The following is a 21073-nucleotide window of genomic DNA, read 5'->3' as shown; positions in this document are numbered from 1 at the left end:
AATTAATTGGCTTTCTTGGTTTTCTTTTCTTTTTGAAACAAACTGTTTTTAGTAGTCATTTCTTCATACATTTTAAACAGGTATTCTAAACGCTCAACATCACTTTCAAAAGGTTTTAAACGATAACATCTTTCTATGGCAAGGTCTAATTCATGGTGAGCATCTTTTAAACCCTTTGGCATTTTATCTGGGTCATATAGTTGAGCTAATGTTTTTTCTGAGTATTTAGCTCGTTCATCTAATACTTCAAACACATGTAAATTGATTTGTTCTTTTTGTTTATCCGAAATATTCGGAAAAGGAAAAGTATTATAACATAGCCCTGATGAATATCTTATACTTGTTCCTAAATATCCACCAGTAATTCTCACCCATAACATATGTAAATAAGATGATAAAACTCCTAATATAAATGGCTCTGGGTCATAAATAACTTGTGCAGAATCAGACACAATAAAATCAGAACTCAAAAATCCAAAAGGAATATATTTTCTTCTTTCTGAAGATACTCTTGGTATAATAATTAAATTATTTAAGGCCTCATGAGTATATCTAAATTGATGAGGGCGATTAACTAAACCTCTTGCAACATCTCCCCCTTTTTTTCTAAAAGCTAAAGTTTTTTCAATTCTGTCTTTAATAAAATCATATTTAACTGCTTCATCATAATTTTCTTCATTTAACCAAATACACCATCTGATTTCAGAATTAATAAAATCATACGACCCATGTATTCGTTTGAAAAACATATCAATATTTGGGAATTGATTAGTAATAATGTTTTTTTCTTCATCACTTAATAATAGAAAACCTCCATCATAAGGACTATTTCCAGTTAACATTTGAGGTAACTTTGAAATAGGTTTTAAACTTTGATAAATAATCGATTTACTTCCGTCTGTTATATATGGACTTATATTATTTACATTTCTCTTTAATTTTTCATTTATGATATATTTTTCATTTGTTGAATTATCTCTTATTCCAATAATTGTAACAACTACTCCCGCATTATTTTTCGCATTATTTGTCCATTTAAATGGTTCATAAGCAAAGAATATTTCTTGATTATTATTGTAAATTTTAGGCCATAATTGTTGAACTTGAGAGCCTTGACAAATTGAGTTAGTTGTAACAAAAGCAAAACTTGATAAGTTTTTGATATAATTAGATGCTTTAATAAACCAACAAGAAATATAATCAAGCTCTCCGATTTTTTTCTCTCTTTCAAAAGCTATATTCATATCTTCCTTTTGTTCTTTAGATTGAGATTTTCCACCAAGATATGGAGGATTTCCTAATATATATATTTCATCAACATTAGTTATAGGACAAATTGTTTTCCAATCTAAACGTGTTGCATTTCCTAGTGTAATATTACCCGCCTCTTTTAATGGTAAAATAGGTTTAGCCCTTCCATAATCATGTAATTCATCAATAAATATTTTATTCATTTGATGCTCAGCCAACCAAAGTGATAATATGGCCATTTCGTGTGCGAAATCGTCTAACTCAATACCGTAAAATTGAGAAAGTTTAATTTCGGTAAAAACAATAGATACTTGGCTTTCTGTATTGTAAATGTCCTGTAAAATTTCGATTTCTAGAGCTCTTAGTTCTTTATATGCAATAATTAAAAAGTTACCGCTACCACAAGCGGGGTCAAAACATTTTATTTTAGAAATTCTGTAAATTAGCTTTCGTAATTGGCTTGGTCTGCCTTTGCTTTTTTCAAACTCTTCACGTAATTTATTAAGAAACAATGGTTCAATCACCTTCATTATATTAGGCACAGAAGTATAGTGCATCCCTAGACCGCTTCGGTATTCTGGATTTACTACTGCCTGTATCATTGAACCAAATATATCTGGGTTGATTTCGCTCCAATTCAAATCACCACATTCTAAAATAATTTTTCTAGCCTTTAACGAAAACTTTGGTGAAACTATAGTATCTCTGAATAAACCACCGTTTACATAAGGAAACGCTTGCAAATAGGTTGGTTCGTTGCTATTATCTTTGGTATTTAAAACTTTAAACAAACGGTCTAAAAACGAATTAACATCACTACCATCTGGTTTGGTGTGTTGTGCTAATGTATTTGTGAAAATTCCTTCTTCTTCAAAAATCCCTGTATCCTCTGCGAAAAAACAAAACAACAAACGAGATAAAAAAATGTTTAAATTATGTCCGCCATCCTCATAAATATCTGGGTTTTCGTGAACCAAAATATCATATAATTTAGCCATCTCATAAGAGGCTTTTCTGTCAGCATGATTCTCGTTTTTAGATTGGTATTTTTCTTGACCTGCCCAAGGCAAAAAGAAATCATAGCGTTTATTGATTTCTAAAATTGGGGTATCCAGAGTTAATCCTGTTCTGGTATCTTTGGCTAATAATGTTTTATAGTCGGTGACAATAACAAAACGAGGATTGTGTTTTAAGTCTTCTTCGTTTTTTGTTAATTCATCTATAGTTGCAAAAAGTTTATCCGTTGCAACTTCTTTAAAAAACACTTTCTTTTTATATAAAACCTCTCCTTCAATTTTTGATAAATTGAAATCGCCTTTCTTCAAACGTGTTATAGATGTTTTTGAAATGCCATAAGCTACTAGTAAATCATAAATAAAGTTTTCTTTATCGAATGATTGTACTAATTCATCAACATTTTTTTCTATTTGGGATTTATTCATTTATATCAGAATTGAATTTTAAACTTCAAAAATAGGCAATTATAAATTTGTAAAATATCTATAATAATAATAAAATGCAATTATTATTAATAGAGTACTACTAAAACAAAAATGCTCGTAATAATTACGAGCATTTTATTTAAAACACTTCACGAATAGCTTAAAAGGAATCCATGTCGTTGGTTGTTTAAAACAATATTTATACTTATCCATTTTATAATAAAAGGTTGCTAGTGTGGGGGTAAAAAGGAACCTTAATTTAAGCTAAAAAAATTATAGAAATTTTTTTGAATCTAATTATATACTAAAAAATAAAGAGGTTGATTATAGCTATATCGAGGAAGGTAACAGCAATATTTTACTTTTTATTTTGAGTAGGGAGGGAGGAAGTCACTCCAGTTGCTCAATACGCCTTTTAATACCTTCTATCTCTTTTTGTAGTTGTAACTTTTTTAGTTTTTTTTGTAACTCCTGTTTTACTATAAAGTCATCTTCAAGGTTCAATTGTGTTTGAGTTATTGCAATTTTATCTTGTGTGGTTTTATCGTTCATGGTTCAATCGGTTTATTAAATACTCTTCTTGAAAAAGTTCGTCTAATTGGTTGTTGTTTCTTAACCAGATATACTCTTCAAATAGATGCCAATCATCGAACTGGGCTTCTTCTTCATACATTCTTGACACATGTAATTTAAGTAATTCTTTTAGTTTTGGGCTGTGGTTTAAGTCTGTTACTTGTTCCATTTTTTTAATTTTTAGTTGTTTGTTATTATAGGGTTCCAATTTTTACTGGAGCCTTTTGAGTGTAGCTTATGCTACTGTATTTGTTATTAATTTTGCTTACTTGATAAGATATTTCATACCATGAGAAATATTTCGAAATCACTCTGTCAACCATCATTTTTATATCTGGTACCGAAGCATCGGAAATGAAATGAACGTGATTAAAACCTCTTCCATCGAGTTCTATGGTATATTTTATCGTAATCTCTGGAAGATTGGATTTCATTTCTTTAATCAATTCAAAATGGTAATCGCAATCATAGTTTTTATAGGGGTTCCAACTAACAAAACTTTTCCAATCGTAATTTTTTTCATTACTATTTTTTCGTTTATTAATTGGCATAAACTCATTTATAATTGAATGATGTATTTGCCAATTTCTACCTTCTTTTTTTAATAAATTGGTTACGCTTTCATACTTGTCTTTTACTTTAAGCATTTTGTATTTAAGCATTCTTGGGCTTAACCCCGTAATTTCTGTTAGTTGGTTAAGTTGGTAGTAAATGTTACTTCTTTTCTTATTTGATTCGTTTAATAATTGGTTATACTGTTTTTTCATTGGTTATTGGATATAATAAGGTCAAGAGGGATAAGGTTGTCCCAGTCGTTATTTTGGTTCGTTTATTATAAATATGTGAAACTTTGAAAAAAACTGCACTATGAAGCAATTCTTTTTATTTTTTCTGGCAGTTTACTATAAAATCAATCATAGCATACTGGATTTTGAGTAGTTAAATAGGTAGTAGTGTTGCACCTATTCGTTAGTAGCGATTACCAAACAAATCGAAATTACTGTTTTTTGACAAAAGGTTTTCAATTTCAGCGATTGGATAATAATAGATTTCACCCATTTTAGAAAAGGGTAAAATATTTTTATCACGATAAGTCAGTATGGTGTTATCACTCAACCCAAATAACTCTTTTAAATCGCTATTACGATAGTATTTTTTTGGTTGTCGAATTGTATCAAATTTAGATTTGATTTCCTCTAGGAGCTTTATTATTGGCTCTGATTCATTTTCTAAGTACCTCATAGTATATATATTAAAATTTATACTGCAAAAGTACTTTCAGAAGTTGCTAGCGTCAAGTTATAGTTGGCAATTGCCAACTTTATTTTTTAAATTCAAAAAGATGAATTGTTTCGTTGAGCTTTTTTAATAGTTTTTCTAATGTCTTATTGTTTGAAGCTCTTTCTGAATAACTACTAAAATCAGATAGTTCACTACTAATACCTTTCATAGGAAAAGGATTTCCTTGGTTTGCATTATTTCTTGTTTCGGTAAAGTTGAAATTACTCTCTATAAACAAGCGTCTATGTTCAATTGATTCAAACTCTAAAAGATGTTCCTGTTCTAAAATATATAATAACATTAGAGATTCCTTTTTATTTAGTTTAAATGTAGCACGTCCAATATGTTTAAATGGTATATCGCTCGTATCTGTTTCACTAGAGCTTAGGTCTTCATTATCTATATCACCTATTAATTCGTTATCTATACTTGAATTGAGATAATCAATTTTTTCATATAAATGATTAAGTATTTTACTCAATACTAATTTTTGAGTTGAGATTATTGAATTAATATCATCATGGTTAAAAGTTGCTGTTTCTGATAACTCATTTTTACTTCTTGAAAGTAAAAAATTAACTCTATGATTATCTCCTGACAGCTTCAACTGTTGGATTGTCTCTTTTGTGATTGTAATAAGTTTAATAATATCTTCAACCTTACAATTTTGTCTAATGTAATTTGAAAGATAGGATTCAAATAGCTCATTTAGTTTGGTATATCGGTCTTGAGGAATATCTCTAGGGGGCTTACCGTTGAAAGTATAATCTTTTGTATTTGTCTGGAACTCAATTTTTGCTTGACCAATTTCTTTAATACATACTTTAATTTCGGTGTAATAATCCATAATGTTAGTTTAAAAAATGAAATCCGCTATAATAGCGGATTTCAAATATAATGATTTATTCAAAATTACTGTATAAACCCTTCATGTGCTTTTTAACAGAGGTGTCCATCAACTTAGCATAATGTTGTGTTTGAGTTATTCGTTTATGCCCCATGATTTGACTAATAATCTCCATAGGTATATCATTTGCCAATGCTACAGTAGTTGCAAATGTATGGCGACCAACGTACCATGTTAAATTTTTATCAATATTACATAAATCAGCAATCTCTTTTAGATAGGCATTCATGTTACTATTACTTCTATTTGGTACTAATCTATTATCTTCAATACATTCTGGGTCATCTTTGTATTTTTCAATAATCCTTTTAAGTGGAGGTATAACAAGTACATTGGTTCTCACATTTGTTTTTTGACGCTTCGTTTTTAACCATTTATCGCAATCCTCATCTAAGGTATAATTACCTTTTCGTAAATTCATAACGTCAACAGGGGCATAGCTTGTATAACAACTAAATAAAAATAAATCACGAGTTACATCTAATCTTCTGTTTGAAAAAACTTTATTTTCAATACTGTTTAGCTCTTCTAAAGTTAAAAATGTTGTTTCAACTTCGTTCAATTTTTTATCATAAATCGAAAATGGATTTTCTGCGACTAGTCCCATTTTTTTTGCATGACTTACCATTGATGATATATTTCGGATGTATTTAACTGTTGTGTTGTTGGCTAACCCAGTTTTACTTCCATGTCTTCGTTCAAATCGCAAAAATTCATCAAAACCAAAAACAAATTTTCTAGTTATCTTATCAAATTCTATATCTTTCACTTTCAATTTGGAATTTAAGTAATCAGTAATAACGTCACCCATACGCTCATATTTTTCTAGGGAGCCATCTGCACGGTCACCCTTTTTAACTTGTTTTTTAAAGTATTCGTTATGATTTTTAACTATTTCTAAAAGTGTTATCTTCTTTTCAGTTCTTTCATTGAAACAAAAGTTCTTTAAAAACAAAGGAGTTATATCTTCATTTCCATTGTAAGTTTTAAGTAAATCAATATATTTTTCTTCTATTGAATCACTTAGTGATTTTAAGTAGTTTTTTAAATTGATTTCGTTATCCATTCTAACTGGTTTTCTTAGGCTGTTTGTTTTTTCCCATCGTTCCTGTAGGATGTGTTTTGAAGTTGAAAATGTAGAATAAACATTTCCCAAATAAATTTTTCCATAAATAGCAGTTTCACCATTTTGGTTTTTTTTGTCTCCTTTAAGATAGAAGCTCACTTTCAATTTTTTCATAAGTTTTTGTTTTTTTTTTATACAAAACTACTTTTGAAAGTTCCCAAGCTCAAGCTATAGTTGGCAATTGCCAACTTTTGGTACCCTAATTTATTTGACATCATCATAGGGTACCAAATAGGGTACCTGTCGAATGAGATTTAAAGTATAAAATGATATTACTCATTTTTGAATAACTTAATTCAAACTAACTCTTAGGTGCCGTAAAATATAGGATTTTGTAAAAAAAGAAAAGAATTGAAATGTAAAAAGCCCCTCTTTGAGGGGCTTTCAGCGGAGAAAGAGGGATTTAATTGCTCATTCTATATTGTTGTTAACCAGAGTGATATAAGTTAAATTATTTTTGGGTAACCGAATTTACCCCCTTTTTAATCGTAATTAATTACATTAAATTGTGAGTAGTAAAAGTACGAATAAAATCTAATAAAACAAGGCGATTTGAATAAAAGAATACTAAAAATTGAACTAGTTGCTTAATACCATTTCTGTTCCGTTTGGATAAAATATTGATTGCTATATTTTTCAAAATTTAACCAAAAATTAAGTGAGCTACTTGTTCATATTTTAATCCCGCATACAAACAAAACTCTTCGATAGTTAAAAACTCATTTTCGAGCTTGTTGAGGTCAGTTTTTACTTTTTGCATTAATCTGGTGCTTTGGCGATAACTCTTGCCTGTTATGCGCTGTATGTCTTTCGGATAGATGCAAACCCTCTGTTTTTCAATTTTCATACACTATCTATGCCTTTGACTAGGCTTTGATTAGCTTAAACTTGCAGGTAAGCAATGTTTAAGGTTATACAAAAGTAACTTTTTTTGAAATATAAATTTCTTCTGCAATTTACATTGGTTTAGGATGCTTTTAAATAGCAATTTATGTCGATTTAAGCCATTTGTGTCACTTTGCGACATATGGAACTGTCCTTGCTTTTTTATTCTGTTTAATTGACTAAAATTTGTTTCGAAATCAATCGGAAGATGTTGCAACAGAAAGATGATTTAGAGCAATTATTAATCTAAATTTTAGAAATTATGGCAAGACAGAAAGGCATAATTAAATTAAAAGGTACTATTGGAGATATTACTTTTTACAAAACCCAAGACGGGCATTTGGCTCGTGAAAAGGGGGGAATCGACGCGAGTAGAATTGCGAGCGATCCAGCATTCCAAAGAACACGTGAGAACGGTTCCGAATTTGGAAGAGCCGGGAAAGCCGGCAAGATTTTGAGGACCTCCTTGAGAGCTTTGCTCTTGAATTCTGCCGATGGCAGAATGGTGAGTAGATTGACTCAAGCGATGGTCAAAGTGATCCAGGCGGACGTAACCAGTTTGAGAGGGTTGAGAAACGTGATTGATGGCGAAGCGGAATTGCTTGCCGGTTTTGAATTCAACATCAGGGGAAAACTGGGCACCAGTTTATTTGCACCATTTGTGGGAGCAATTGACCGTGTGTCTGGCGATATCACTGTTGATATTGATCCATTTATTCCGGCGAATATGATTGCTGCTCCTACAGGAACAACGCATTTTAAAATCATTTCAGCTGGTGCCGAGATTGATTTTGAAGCAGAAACTTTTGTGGAAGCACATTCTGAAACTGCAATCCTTCCTTGGGATGGTGTGGCAACTGTTGTCATTAACCAAGTAAATGCCGTGACTCCAAACAGTACCAAACCATTATTTTTGGCTTTAGGAGTTGAATTTTACCAAGAAGTTAATGGACAAATGTACGCCTTGAAAAACGGTGCTTACAACCCATTGGCATTGGTGCAGGTGAGCGGATTGTAAGATGGTTTTAAGGCTGTCAAGAACTTATTTCCCCGATGGAACAAATGGTAAACTCGAATGCGAGGGTAAATTCATTTGCAATACCATTGAATTGCCTTGGAAGAAAAACGAAACGAAGGTTTCCTGTATTCCGGAAGGGAAATATTTTATAAAAAAGCGATACAGCAAGAAATTTGAATGGCATTTGGAAATTATTAATGTAAAAAACAGAAGCTTAATTCTATTTCATCCAGCAAATAATGCTTTACGAGAATTAAACGGTTGTATTGCTCCAGTAATGAAACTTTCAGGACCAGGTTTAGGTCTTATGTCTCGAAAAGCTTTTGTCCAATTAAAAGCCTTGGTTTATAAAGCTTTGGATAGTAAAGAAAGTGTTGAATTGATTGTTAAATCTTAATTCTCGTTTTCACGGGAATGACAAAAAATATTAAAAAATGAAATTAGTTGAAAGAATAAATGCACCCACACCAAAGTTTTTCAAGATTTTGAGAAGTATTGGTTTGGCTTTGTTGGCCATCAGTGGAACAATTGTGGCAGCACCTATTGTTTTGCCTGTAACGGTGGTAACTGTTGCCGGTTATATGGCAGTGGCAGGTGGGGTTATTTCGGCAGTTAGCCAAATGACAGTAGCTGAAGAAAACCAAAATAAATCGAGAGATGGAGACTAATTTATCCCTCCGAGCTGGAACCGTATCCGGAACATTTTTGAGCATTTTGCCCAATATTCTTTCGGAAGATATTGCAAAAACAATTATCTTAGCGGTCGTGGGAGCCACTGCTAGTTTTATGGTTTCGCTCCTTTTAAAATGGTTGACAAAATCTAAAAATAAATAGTTCGGTTATGATTGGTAACCTTTTCCGGACTAACTAAGAAAGCCAAGTCGTGAGACCTGGCTTTTTTGGTTTAGATTTCTTCGAAGATATTCAAGGTCACTTCTTCGATAACTACTTTTGCATTCGGGCAATATAATCCGTTATATTTTGCGCAGTCAATGGCTTTTGGTCTGCTGTCAAATATTCCGAAAAAGACTCTTGATATTTTACTTTTCCAAATATCGGTTTGGTATAGAATGAACAGTTTCATAGTATAGATCATTTAGGTTAATAAAAATTATTTTCTGCAATAGCGGTACAAAATGGCTTTACGGATGTCATTTATGAGCATCATATCCTCTTTATATTGCTTTTCTTTTTTCTCCAGAAGTTTGAGTGCTGCCACATTTTTTAGATGCTGCTCGTGTTCCACCATCATCAAACTGGCCTGTGGATTGAATTCTTTTTTGAAGTCTAGAAGGCGTAAAAAAGGAATTACTGAACCAATTAAAAACTGGTGCCAGAATTTTGTTTGCCATAAACTATACGCCACAAAAAATAGGTTTTCGCAATCTTCTTCTTTCTCAAAAATGATGACAAAACTATTTGTGAACTGCTCTTTTTGGGGCTTCCCGCTGTTCATACCCCTGTTAAGGACGAATAAATGGGGTTTGTTGTAAAGAGTGTCTTTTCGGTGGGTTTTGATGATAAAATTGGTCATAGCTTCGGATTTAAGGGATGTGCCTCGTTGAACTCGCCACACTTAAAATTTTTAAAAGAAAAAAAAAGAAAAAAAAGAAAGTCATCTCACAAGTGGAGGTTTCAAGAAAAGCAAGTTTTTTCAAGAAAATACTACCCGGCTTTTTACGATAAAGTTGTTCGGAAGTGGGTTTTTGAGTTTAATCAAATGTTGTAGCGAAACGAAAACGTAGGGTGGAGATTTTATTGAAAACCGTAGGCTTGAACTTTCTTTTCTTGAAACTGGAGCTTACCTTTACTTTCTTTTATTTATTTTTTTATTTTCTTTTTGACCGAGGTGTTTCTATTTAAGACAGATTGAAAACGTTAATGAGATAGAAGGGCGTCTTCGGAAAGGGTGTGGATTTTTAAAACAGAAAAAAGAAATATCAAATCCATTCCAATTATTTTTCTGTTTTAAAAATCCACACTCTTTCGTGGACTTGATTTTGTGGGTATTGAAAATCACTTTACGGAGGTTTTTAATTTTATGGTACAGGTTTTCAAGTGATTTTCAATACTTACAAAAACAATGAAAAAATAATACGTAGTGCGTCGGCAGCAGCTCAAAGCAAGTGTGTGGTTTTTTATTTGCTTACTGGGGTGTTTCTGATTGCTTTAGTGGAAAAGCTGGTGCCATAGACTTGAAAGAAAAAAGATGCTTCGGGCTGGTCAGAGTTATATTTAGGAACGGTATGGCATCGGCTTTTCCGCTGAAGCAATTACTGCTTGTTTTCTGGCAAATAAAAAACCACACTCTTGCTGGCTTCTCTTGATTTTGTGGGTGTTGTAAATTGCTTATTCCTATGTCGTGAATGTTAGAAATAGAGTTGATAAGCAATTTGCAACACGCACAAAAACAATGCAAATACTCACCGCTTTAAACATCAAGTTGCTAAAAACAGTGACCGTGAACGTCCTTGAAACTAGGTAGTTCAGTAAAAGTTCTTATGAAATGGCGAACGTTGTTAATGACAGTGGCGAAGGGCAGCATTTTTTATTGCAGGCCGGTGCGAGGAAGCAATTAAAAATGTTGTCCTGGAGCCACTGGCAAGCGCGTTGGGTGTGGCGGCTGTTTTACATAAATGATATTATAGCTTCATTGCAAAAACCAAAAAAACAATATAAAAGCTTTGTAATGAACTATAATACTCAATTATGTAACACAGCTTGGGGAAAAAAATTACTGGCGCGAGTCACGCAGTGTACGTGTTTTTGTCTCAAAAACCGTGACAGTAATTTTTTTTGGAGCGTTGGCAAAGGAGTGGCAACTGAAATGTAAAACGTTCTTTCACCAGTGAACGAAAAAGAATGTTCTCGTTATGATAAATGTAATTAGTGAAATGAAGCAAACAAAGACTTGAGTTTAGGAATACTTGGACTAAATGAAAGTTTTGTGCAGCTGAATGAGATAATGATTAAGAAAAAAAAAAGACATCTGCCTTTTAAAACAAACGTCTTTTCTAAAATATATAATTAACTTTAAAACTTCGTTTGTTGTATTCTAACCGCATTTAAAATTGCCAACATTGCCACACCAACATCTGCAAATACGGCTTCCCACATTGTGGCTAAGCCACCTGCTCCAAGAACCAAAACAATTGCTTTTACGGCGAATGCTAAACCAATGTTTTGATACACAATCTGCTTGGTTTTTTTACCAATGTTTATCGCTGTAAATATTTTATAAGGCTGGTCATTTTGTATTACGATATCAGCAGTCTCAATTGTGGCATCACTTCCTAAACCACCCATTGCAATTCCTGCATCGGCAAGGGCAACGACAGGGGCATCGTTTACACCATCGCCTACAAAGGCAATTTTTAAGTTTTGAGATTTTAATTCCTCGACTTTTTCAACTTTGTTTTCAGGCAATAAATCGCCATAAGCCTGATCTATATTTAACTCTTTGGCCACAGCATCAACAACAGCTTGTTTATCGCCGGAAAGCATAACAGTTTTTACATTTATTTTATGAAGACTTTCGATAGCCTGTTTAGCATCTTCTTTGATTTCATCAGCAATTAGAAAGTATCCTGCATATTTTTGATTGATGGCAATAACGATGATTGTAAATGGTGTATTGTCTATTTCGGTATCGTAATTGATGTTGAATTTCTTCATCAGTTTTACATTTCCTGCCAAGATTTCGTTTCCATCTACTTTGCCTTTTAGTCCGTGTCCTGCAATTTCTTCCACATCGGTAACGGTTACACTTTTTTCAGCACCTTTGGCATATTCAATAATAGCAGTTCCAACAGGATGGGTTGATTTGGTTTCGAGTGCCGATGTATATTTTACTAAATCGGCTTCGGGAACATCAACGGCTACCACTTTTTGCACTTTGAAAACACCTTTGGTTAATGTCCCTGTTTTATCCATAACAACCACTTGTATAGATGCCATAATGTCGAGAAAACTAGAACCCTTAAATAATATTCCGTTTTTGCTCGCTGAACCAATTCCACCAAAATATCCTAACGGAATGGAGATTACTAATGCACAAGGACAGGAAATAACCAAAAAGATTAATGCTCTGTACAACCAATCGCTGAAAACATAATTATCGACAAAAGCAATAGGTATGAGACAAATGGCAATAGCTGCAAACACTACTGCTGGCGTGTATATTTTGGCAAATTTTCTGATGAACAATTCGGTTGGTGCTTTTTTGGCGGTTGCTTCCTGCACCATTTCCAAGATTTTTGAGAGCTTACTATCTGAATAAGCCGTTGTTACTTCGACCAAAACAACTGTATTCAGGTTTATCATTCCAGCAAGAACGGTTTCGTCTTTTTGTTTGGTATCAGGTTTACTTTCTCCTGTTAGGGCAGCAGTGTTGAACGAAGCGGTGTCAGAAATTAACTTTCCGTCCAGTGCCAGTTTTTCTCCAGGTTTTAATTGAATGATTTCTCCAATGGTGATTTCGGATGCTTTTTTAGAAACAGCATTTTTACCTTCCAATACAGTTGCAGTATCTGGCCTTTGGTCTAATAGTGCCTTAATGTTTGATTTTGCTCTTTGAACTGCTAATGTTTGAAATACTTCGCCAATTGCATAAAACAGCATTACAGCAACACCTTCTGGATATTCGCTAATTGCAAAAGCTCCAATGGTAGCAATACTCATTAATAAAAACTCTGAAAATATTTCACCTTTTCGGATGCTTTCAAATGCTTCTTTAAGCACAGGTAATCCAACAGGTAAATAGGCTATTATATACCACGCAGTTCTAACCCAATCTGTAAACCAAGTTGGTGTAAAATAGTTGTCGAAACCAATTGCGACAAGTAATAGTGTAAAACTTATGATTGCCGGTAGAAACATTTGAAGCGTGGTTTGGTCACCGCCTGAATGGTCGTGTCCGTCATCGTCAGAATGTTCTGGCTCATTGAGGGTTGTGCAACACCCTGTTTGTTTGTCGGTTTTACGATTTATTTTTTCCTCTAATGTGCAGCAAAGCTGTTTGCCACTTTCATCGTATTTGTGTTGGTGTTTCATTTTGTTTTGATATTAATTAGCAACAATTATCTCCTTTTTGTATTGGTGGACATTTTACCGAACCGTAGCTGCAATAAACACAACAATCTCCCTCTAATGGTTTGAGTATTGTTTTGCACTTTTCACATTCGTAAAAGAATTGACAAGCATCGGTTGGCATTATTTCTTCTTTTCTGTAACCACAGTTGGGGCAAGTTAAAGTTGATTTTAATTCAACTGTTTTCCCTTCAAAGGTTGTACAGGTTTTGCAATTTCTGTGTAGTTTATTTTGGTAATAATTTACGATTGTAGCAATAAGAAGTCCAAACATTCCGGTATAAATTAAGTAAGTTGGATTTTCTATTTTGCTAAAATAATAAGCAAAGAATATTACTATTCCACTCAGAATAGCAATTAGCAAAGGATACAAACAAAGATGTTTTCGATAAGAAATGTAAAGTCCTCCGATTGAAATTAAAACCATCGCTTGAAAAATCCACATTGTCCAACCTCCAAATAGTTCGATACTTCCCAGTCCAAGTGCTGATACCCCGAAAGCAAATAATGGGAAGCAACAAGGTGACAACAGGGCTGTTGTAAAAAGCCCTATTGTTCCAAATTTGTCTATATTTGATTTTAGTTTCATAATTATTTAATTTTGATGTAATCAAATCAATTTATCGTTTGTATAGTATTTATGTTTATTTATTATCATTGTAAATCGTTTCAATCTCTACTTATTGATTTAGAATCCATTCTTTTGCTTTTTCTCTGTCGGGCAAATCAAAATACATCAACTTCGCTTTTGTAAATGGTTTCATAATTGAACGCATACTCTTTTCCCATTTTTCACCACCTACAATAGCAATTCTTTCGATATCAGCAGAATGTGTGAAATTCATTTTTCCATAATTGATTTCGATTACACCATCTTCCCAAAAACCATTTGAACCAGAATCATCGTCCATTTCAAAATACCATCGAGCTTTTTTACCAGTACCAATAATATTATGGATAAACGGATGAATTTTTTCATAATCTTTAATACCCAATAAATCATTTGCCCTTGTAGCTATGATATTTTCCCCTGTAAAATCTAAAAGCTGTAGCATAATTATAAATATTTTGAAATTCAAAGTTGACTAATTCTTTTTTATGTTAATAAATACTAGATTTTACCATAGGTGATGCAACTTTTGATTCAGTAGAAGTTGTGTTTGATGTAGTCATAATTATTATCTTTTAAATTAATTTCACTATTTTAAGTACTAATTGTTGCAGTCTTCTTCACCATACTTGTTTATCATATTTTGCTTCCATTTTATATACCTTTTTTGATGGTGTAATGAAAGTAGAAAATACAACGCACAAGCACCTATTATAGCTATAATGAACATATTTAATCCAACGGCAACACCAACAGCTGAAGTACACCAAACCGTAGCTGCAGTTGTTAATCCGTGTGATGTTCCTGTACTAGAATTGCGATAAATAATACCTGCACCTAGAAAACCAACACCTGTTACAATATTTGCAATTACTCTTGAAGTATCCGCAGAATTATTAACTAAATGTGCAGTAATAGCGGTAAATAAGGTTGAGCCAATACAAACTGCGGCATAGGTTCTTATACCAGCATCACTACCGTGTCTTTCTCTATCTAAACCAATAAATGCTCCTAATAAAAAGGATACAATCAGTTTAAAAACAATAATTAATTCGGCATTTATATCCATAAATCTATTATATTAAATGATTTTGGTTTTCTACAATTTTAGATTAATTAACCCATTGGAGCAATTATTTAAAAAAAAGTGAATTACTGTTTTTAATAATTGCATCCAATGAGTATTACTGTTTATTCTTCCCCTTTGTTTGTCAATTTTGCATTTACAAAGAATGCCCCTTTTGTCACAATTTTTGCATTTGCAGGAATGTCTTTTACCAATGTTATAGCTGTATAACCCATATTAGAGACGCCAATTGCGACTTCTATTTTTTCAAAATTTGTTGTAGTCACTTGGGTTTTTGTTTTTTCGGATTTATCGTTTTCTACTTCTGTTTCTTCGACTCTTTTATCGGTTACCACAAAAATATATTCTTTGCCATCTGCACTTACAATGGCATCAGTAGGGACAGCATCGGTAGTAACATTATTTAAACTTACTATTGCAGTTATATTCATTCCGTCTATTAGTCCGGTTTTATTACCTTGAACGGTGGCGTGTACTGGGATACTTTTACTGTCATTCTCAAAGGCAGCTCCTATTGAATATACTTTAGCATTGTAATCTTCACCCGAATTATTGGTAATTCTAAAATGTATAATTTGTCCCACTTTTAGCATTGGTAAATCTTTTTCGAAAATATTCAAATCCAAATGCAATTGTGAGTTATCCACGATTTCGGCAACTGGTGAAGACACATCCACATAACTTCCAATTTTAGAAAACACATTGCTTATGGTGCCAGTTATAGGGCTTGTCACTGACAATGCAGAACGTAAATTGTTGTTGTTCAAACTACTTGGATTGATACCCATCAGCTGGATTTGTTGTTGTAAAGAGGCTCTGCGAGTTCTAATTGATTTTAGTTCTGCATCGGCATTTTGATAGTTTTTTAATGCTCCTGCATTTCCTGAATTGAGTTCTTTTTGTCTTGCTAATTCTTGTTCGGCAAAGATTATTTTACTGGAAGTACTCAAATATTCTTCCTGCAATTGTATGAATTGTGGATTGGCGATTGTAGCAATTACTTGGCCTTTTTTAACAAAATCGCCTAGCTGAACGTTAATACTTTTGACCACGCCGCCATACATTGAAGTGGCATTGGCTTTGTTATTATTAGGCACCCGTAATGCTCCATTGGCTTTCAATGTGGCTGTTAATTCTTTTTGTTCGATGGTTCCGTATTGTATACCCACAGTTTTAATTTGTTCGGCTGTGAGCGAAGCAATTGTAGAAGATGCTTCTTCTGTTGTTGCTTTTTGTTCTTCTTGAGGTTTAGTTTCAGTTTTACCGCAAGAAACAAGCAAGAGACAAAAGGCAAGTAGTAAAAGGGGATTCTTATATGTTTTTAAAGATTTCATTTTTTTTAATTTATTTATTTGTGAAATAATTGTATTGAATAATGGCTTGGTTGTACGCATTTAGATTGTCTAAATAGTTTTTTCGTATTTCGATGGCTTGGCTCAAATACAATGAAAAATCGGCGTAACTAATTTCTCCGGCACGATAGGATTGATTAGCGGCTTTTATGATTTCGTCTGCCTGTTGCAAACCCGAAGTTTCATAAAATTGTAAACCCGACACACTTTTTTCGACTTCGGTTTGACGTTGTGTCAAAGAAGATTTCAGTATTTGCGTTTGGTATTGCAATTGTTTTTCTTGCGTTTCTTTTTCGGTTTTGGCCGCTTTTATTTTATTGCTATTGGCTCCAGTTCCGAAAACAGGGAATGAAGTCGCTATTGAAAAACCGCTATAGGGGTCTTTAACGCCATATAATTTCTGCGAAAAAACCCTACCTGTAAATTCTGGTAAGCGATTGCTTTTTTGGATGGCAATTTCACTATTGGCAATTTCAACATTTTGTTGCAATAAAAGAAGGTTAGGGTGATTTTCTGTTGTGTTTTGCAACCCATATTCCAATTTTACTAAAGGCTCGGAAAGCGGTAGAATGACTTCAGAACTATTGAGCAATTGCATTAATGCCTGTTGTTGCACTAGCATTTCTTTTTGAAGTTGGATGATGTTAGTTTCAATTTCTTTCAGTTTTACATTAGCCGAAATTTTTTCGATACCGGCACTTTCTCCCGTTTTTACTTTTAGAATTGTAGTTTTCAACAATCCAATATAAATGCTGTCTAATCGCTGATACAAAGCTGTCTTGTCCTGTAAATACCACAATTGATAATATACCGAACGGATATTTTTTTTCAGCTCTGTATTGATTACTTCCTTGTTGTATTCGAAGTATTTTGTTTGCTCCCGATAGTAATTTTTCTTGGCTTGGTTTACTTGTGGCATATAAAAACTTTGTTGTAAACCTATTTTCCAAATACCCGTTTTATCCGAAGGGCGCAAATCTTCATTTTCTACAAATATTCCCGTTTTGGGAAATTCCTTGTTTCCTTTTATCAGGAACCGGTTTTTTGCGATTTGCGATTGATTGATGTTGTATTGCAAATTGTCTTTTAAGCCCAAGTTCAAAACTTCATCGATACTTTTTCGGGATTGTGCTTGACCATTATTGAATGAAAATAATAATCCAATAACTAAAATAGTTGTAATTGATTTCACTCTTGGTTTTCTTTTTAATTTTAGTTTTGTGTTGAAAATAATGTAAAGCAAAGGCAATACGAACAAGGTCAAGAATGTTGCCGAGATTAATCCGCCAATTACTACGGTAGCCAATGGTTTTTGTACTTCGGCACCCGCACTATGTGACATTGCCATCGGTAAAAATCCTAACGATGCTACGGTAGCCGTCATTAAAACTGGTCGTAATCTTATTTTTGTTCCTTCAATTACCCGTTTTATGACATCATCCCAACCTTCTTTTTCGAGTTGGTTGAATGTGCCGATTAATACAATTCCGTTCAATACCGCTACTCCAAACAATGCAATAAAACCAATCCCTGCCGAAATACTAAAAGGCATTCCACGAAGCAGTAAAGCAAATACACCACCAATGGCACTCATTGGAATTGCCGTGAAAATTAAACCAGCTTGTTTCATTGAATTGAACGTAAAATACAAAAGCATAAAAATCAGCAAAAGAGAAATTGGCACTGCAATCATCAAACGGTTGGATGCTTTTTGTAAGTTCTCAAATGTACCTCCATAAGTAAAAAAATACCCTGATGGCAATTTTACTTTTGTTGCCAATTTATCCTGAATTTCTTTTACCACACTTTGTACGTCTCTATCTTCTATATTGAAACCAATAACAATTCTACGTTTACCAGCCTGTCTACTGATTTGTGCGGGACCCAATTTAAAAGCCACTTTTGCCACTTGTGATAATGGTATTTGATTACCAGAAGGTGTTGGTATCAATAAATTATTTACATCGTCGATACTTCTTCTTGACGTACTGTCTAACCTTACCACTAAATCAAACTTTCGTTCGTTTTCGTAAACTACACCCGCTGCTTTTCCTGCAAAAGCAGTACTCACAATACTGTTTATATCTTCTACATTGAGTCCATAATTGGCAATTCGTAAACGATCGTATTCAATGTTAATTTGTGGCAAACCATCCACTTGTTCTACCTGCGGCGATGAAACCCCTTTTACTTTTACGATTACACTTTCTACTTTTTTGGCATATACAGAAAGGCTGTCCAGGTTTTCTCCAAATATTTTTATGGCCACATCTTGTTTAATACCCGTCATTAGTTCATTAAAACGCATTTGAATGGGTTGGCTTTTTTCTACAAAAACTCCAGGAATCACGCTTAATTTTTCTTCTAACGCATCGCCTAATTCATCATACGTTCTGCCTGATTTCCATTCGTCTTGTGGTTTCAGGATAATCATCATATCTGTGGCTCCGGGAGGCATTGGGTCAGTAGGCACTTCACCTGCACCCGTTTTTCCAACCACCATTTTTACTTCCTCAAATTGTTTGGCAATTCTTGCGCCTTGCATCGAAGTTTCGATACTTTGGGATAATGAAGTTTCGAGCGGCATTTTAAATTCAAAGGCATAATCTCCTTCGGCTAAATTGGGGATAAACTCTCCACCCATTTTGGTAAAAATAAAAACGGTAATCAACAATAAAGCAACAGTAAGACCTACGACTTTGTATTTTATGGCAATTACTTTTTCTAAAAGAGGTTCGTATTTGCCGTACAAGAAATCCATCATTTTATCCGAAAATGTTTTCTTGTGACTGATGTGTTTTGGCAAAAACAAGGCACTCATCATTGGAATGTATGTTAACGAAAGTATCATAGCACCGATAATGGCAAACGAAACTGTTTTTGCCATTGGGCCAAACATTTTTCCTTCGATTCCTACCAATGATAAAATTGGGAAGTACACAATCATAATGATGATTTGTCCAAAGGCAGCACTGCTCATCATTTTCTTGGCACTGTTTTCAACCGCCAGATCCATTTCGAGTTGGGTGAGTCTTTTTTTACTTTTATTGTGTTCCAGAAAGTACAATGAAGCTTCGACGATAATTACGGCACCATCCACAATCAACCCAAAATCTATTGCACCGAGGCTCATTAGGTTTGCGCTCACTCCAAATATTCTCATTAATGCCAAGGCAAAAAGCATTGAAAGAGGTATTGCAGAAGCGACAATAAGTCCTGCACGAAGGTTTCCGAGGAACAAAACCAACACAAAAATGACGATTAAAGCTCCTTCAACCAAGTTCTTTTCAACAGTAGAAATAGCACGTTTTACAAATGTACTTCTGTCAATAAATGGCTCTACTACTACATCATCGGGCAAAGATTTTTGTATGATAACCATTTTTTCTTTAACCCTTTGAACCACCTCGTTACTGTTTGCCCCTTTTAGCATCATCACAATGCCACCAACAGCATCCACTTTTCCATTAAAAGTCATTGCACCATAGCGAACAGCATTTCCAAACTTTACATCGGCGACATCTTTTATGAAAATCGGTACGCTGTTGGGATTGCTTTTTACTACGATGTTTTTTACATCTTCCAAGGATGTTACTAAACCAACTCCACGAATAAAGTAGGCACTTGGTTTTTTATCAATGTAAGCACCACCTGTATTTTGATTGTTTTTTTCTAAAGCATTAAAAATATCAGGAATTGTTACTCCCATTGCTTTTAAGCGATTTGGGTTTACGCCAACTTCATATTGTTTTAATTTACCCCCAAAACTATTTATTTCGGCAATTCCGGGTGTTCCGTTGAGTTGTCTTGCTACTATCCAATCTTGCATAGCACGCAAATCCATTGCGGAATACTTATTTTCACTTCCTTTTTTTGGATGTAAAATATATTGATAGACTTCGCCAAGACCTGTGCTTACAGGGCCTAATTCTGGTGTTCCAATGCCTTTAGGGATTTGATCGGTAGCTTCTTTTAGTCGTTCACTAATTAATTGGCGTGCAAAATAAATATTGACATCATCATCGAAAACGACTGTGATTACCGATAAACCAAAGCGAGAAATGCTACGGGTTTCTTCTAAATCGGGAAGATTTGCTATGCTTTGTTCTATTGGAAAAGTGACTAATTGTTCTACTTCCTGCCCAGCCAAGGTTGGACATAGCGTAATGATTTGTACTTGATTGTTTGTTATGTCTGGTACGGCATCGATGGGTAATTTGGATGCACTCCAAACTCCCCAAATGATGAGAAATAAAGTCATCAAACCAATGATGAATTTATTATTTATACTAAAATGAATGATTTTGTCTAACACTATTTATAGGATTACTTTTTAATACTTAATTTATTACTCCCGTTATTTGAATTTGTCAAATACGGTAAAGTGATTAATGGAAAACAACAGCGTGATTAATGCACAGGTCATTAATCGCTATTTATTTAACAAACATTA

The 21073-nt window shown here is 33.6% G+C and carries 19 protein-coding genes and 2 pseudogenes; 5 read left to right on the top strand and 16 right to left on the bottom strand.

The features are described from left to right. Positions 1-2: 2 nt before the first annotated feature. From O6P34_RS13340 to O6P34_RS13310, 7 genes are all read right to left on the bottom strand, one after another. Positions 3-2693, bottom strand: coding sequence for a class I SAM-dependent DNA methyltransferase (locus tag O6P34_RS13340; RefSeq protein WP_269685005.1), 2691 nt, complete (start codon positions 2691-2693; stop codon positions 3-5). A gap of 390 nt (positions 2694-3083) precedes the next feature. After that, entirely contained in the window at positions 3084-3245 is a 162-nt protein-coding gene (locus O6P34_RS13335) for a hypothetical protein (protein ID WP_269685004.1), read from the bottom strand. Further along, positions 3235-3435, bottom strand: a complete 201-nt coding sequence (locus O6P34_RS13330; RefSeq protein ID WP_269685003.1) for a hypothetical protein — start codon at positions 3433-3435, stop codon at positions 3235-3237. Before O6P34_RS13330 ends, O6P34_RS13335 begins: the two co-directional genes overlap by 11 nt. A gap of 25 nt (positions 3436-3460) precedes the next feature. Further along, positions 3461-4033, bottom strand: a complete 573-nt coding sequence (locus O6P34_RS13325) for a hypothetical protein (protein WP_269685002.1) — start codon at positions 4031-4033, stop codon at positions 3461-3463. 202 nt (positions 4034-4235) lie between these two features. Continuing rightward, a complete protein-coding gene (locus O6P34_RS13320; protein ID WP_269685001.1) occupies positions 4236-4508 on the bottom strand; it encodes a helix-turn-helix domain-containing protein in 273 nt (90 codons plus the stop codon). 79 nt (positions 4509-4587) lie between these two features. Continuing rightward, positions 4588-5394 (bottom strand): hypothetical protein, encoded by an 807-nt coding sequence (locus O6P34_RS13315; protein ID WP_269685000.1) that lies wholly within the window; start codon positions 5392-5394, stop codon positions 4588-4590. A gap of 55 nt (positions 5395-5449) precedes the next feature. Beyond that, positions 5450-6694, bottom strand: a complete 1245-nt coding sequence (locus tag O6P34_RS13310) for a site-specific integrase (RefSeq protein ID WP_269684999.1) — start codon at positions 6692-6694, stop codon at positions 5450-5452. A gap of 1033 nt (positions 6695-7727) precedes the next feature. Here O6P34_RS13310 and O6P34_RS13305 point away from each other — a divergent pair. The 4 genes from O6P34_RS13305 to O6P34_RS13290 are packed head-to-tail and all read left to right on the top strand — an operon-like array spanning position 7728 to position 9317. Further along, complete coding sequence (locus O6P34_RS13305) at positions 7728-8483, top strand: hypothetical protein (protein WP_269684998.1); 756 nt, start codon at positions 7728-7730, stop codon at positions 8481-8483. A gap of 1 nt (position 8484) precedes the next feature. After that, a complete protein-coding gene (locus O6P34_RS13300; protein WP_269684997.1) occupies positions 8485-8880 on the top strand; it encodes a DUF5675 family protein in 396 nt (131 codons plus the stop codon). Between the two features lie 37 nt (positions 8881-8917). After that, positions 8918-9151: a hypothetical protein gene (locus O6P34_RS13295; RefSeq protein WP_269684996.1), complete on the top strand. Its 234-nt coding sequence runs from the start codon at positions 8918-8920 to the stop codon at positions 9149-9151. Next, positions 9141-9317 carry a hypothetical protein gene (locus tag O6P34_RS13290; protein ID WP_269684995.1) on the top strand — a complete coding sequence of 59 codons (177 nt, stop codon included), beginning with the start codon at positions 9141-9143 and terminating at the stop codon, positions 9315-9317. Before O6P34_RS13295 ends, O6P34_RS13290 begins: the two co-directional genes overlap by 11 nt. A gap of 70 nt (positions 9318-9387) precedes the next feature. On the opposite strand, the gene O6P34_RS13285 is transcribed toward O6P34_RS13290, so the two are convergent. Then, the gene (locus O6P34_RS13285; RefSeq protein WP_269684994.1) at positions 9388-9567 is read right to left on the bottom strand and encodes a hypothetical protein; all 180 of its coding nucleotides are present in this window, start codon (positions 9565-9567) and stop codon (positions 9388-9390) included. Positions 9568-9594: 27 nt separating this feature from the next. Next, on the bottom strand, positions 9595-10017 hold the full coding sequence (locus O6P34_RS13280; RefSeq protein WP_269684993.1) for a DUF6943 family protein: 423 nt from the start codon (positions 10015-10017) through the stop codon (positions 9595-9597). Between the two features lie 972 nt (positions 10018-10989). Between O6P34_RS13280 and O6P34_RS13275 the strand changes: the two genes are divergently transcribed. After that, a complete protein-coding gene (locus tag O6P34_RS13275) occupies positions 10990-11316 on the top strand; it encodes a hypothetical protein (RefSeq protein ID WP_269684992.1) in 327 nt (108 codons plus the stop codon). Between the two features lie 200 nt (positions 11317-11516). Here the strand turns inward: O6P34_RS13275 and O6P34_RS13270 are convergent, their stop codons facing one another. From O6P34_RS13270 to O6P34_RS13240, 7 genes and pseudogenes are all read right to left on the bottom strand, one after another. Beyond that, positions 11517-13535, bottom strand: a complete 2019-nt coding sequence (locus tag O6P34_RS13270) for a heavy metal translocating P-type ATPase (protein WP_269684991.1) — start codon at positions 13533-13535, stop codon at positions 11517-11519. Between the two features lie 16 nt (positions 13536-13551). Beyond that, positions 13552-13752 (bottom strand): annotated as a pseudogene (locus O6P34_RS13265) (GDCCVxC domain-containing (seleno)protein); the annotation flags it as partial. A 69-nt stretch (positions 13753-13821) separates the two neighbouring features. Then, a pseudogene (locus O6P34_RS13260) lies at positions 13822-14160 on the bottom strand (MerC domain-containing protein); the annotation flags it as partial. A 91-nt stretch (positions 14161-14251) separates the two neighbouring features. Beyond that, positions 14252-14626: a SpoIIAA family protein gene (locus O6P34_RS13255; protein ID WP_269684990.1), complete on the bottom strand. Its 375-nt coding sequence runs from the start codon at positions 14624-14626 to the stop codon at positions 14252-14254. Positions 14627-14782: 156 nt separating this feature from the next. Next, positions 14783-15250 carry an MgtC/SapB family protein gene (locus O6P34_RS13250; RefSeq protein ID WP_269684989.1) on the bottom strand — a complete coding sequence of 156 codons (468 nt, stop codon included), beginning with the start codon at positions 15248-15250 and terminating at the stop codon, positions 14783-14785. 122 nt (positions 15251-15372) lie between these two features. Beyond that, positions 15373-16602, bottom strand: a complete 1230-nt coding sequence (locus tag O6P34_RS13245; protein ID WP_269684988.1) for an efflux RND transporter periplasmic adaptor subunit — start codon at positions 16600-16602, stop codon at positions 15373-15375. A 10-nt stretch (positions 16603-16612) separates the two neighbouring features. Beyond that, complete coding sequence (locus tag O6P34_RS13240; RefSeq protein ID WP_269684987.1) at positions 16613-20935, bottom strand: CusA/CzcA family heavy metal efflux RND transporter; 4323 nt, start codon at positions 20933-20935, stop codon at positions 16613-16615. Positions 20936-21073: the final 138 nt, after the last annotated feature.

Origin of the sequence: Flavobacterium lacustre, assembly GCF_027474525.2 — a bacterium.
In the GTDB taxonomy this organism is placed as follows: domain Bacteria; phylum Bacteroidota; class Bacteroidia; order Flavobacteriales; family Flavobacteriaceae; genus Flavobacterium; species Flavobacterium lacustre.
This window is presented reverse-complemented; position numbering and strand designations above follow the sequence as displayed.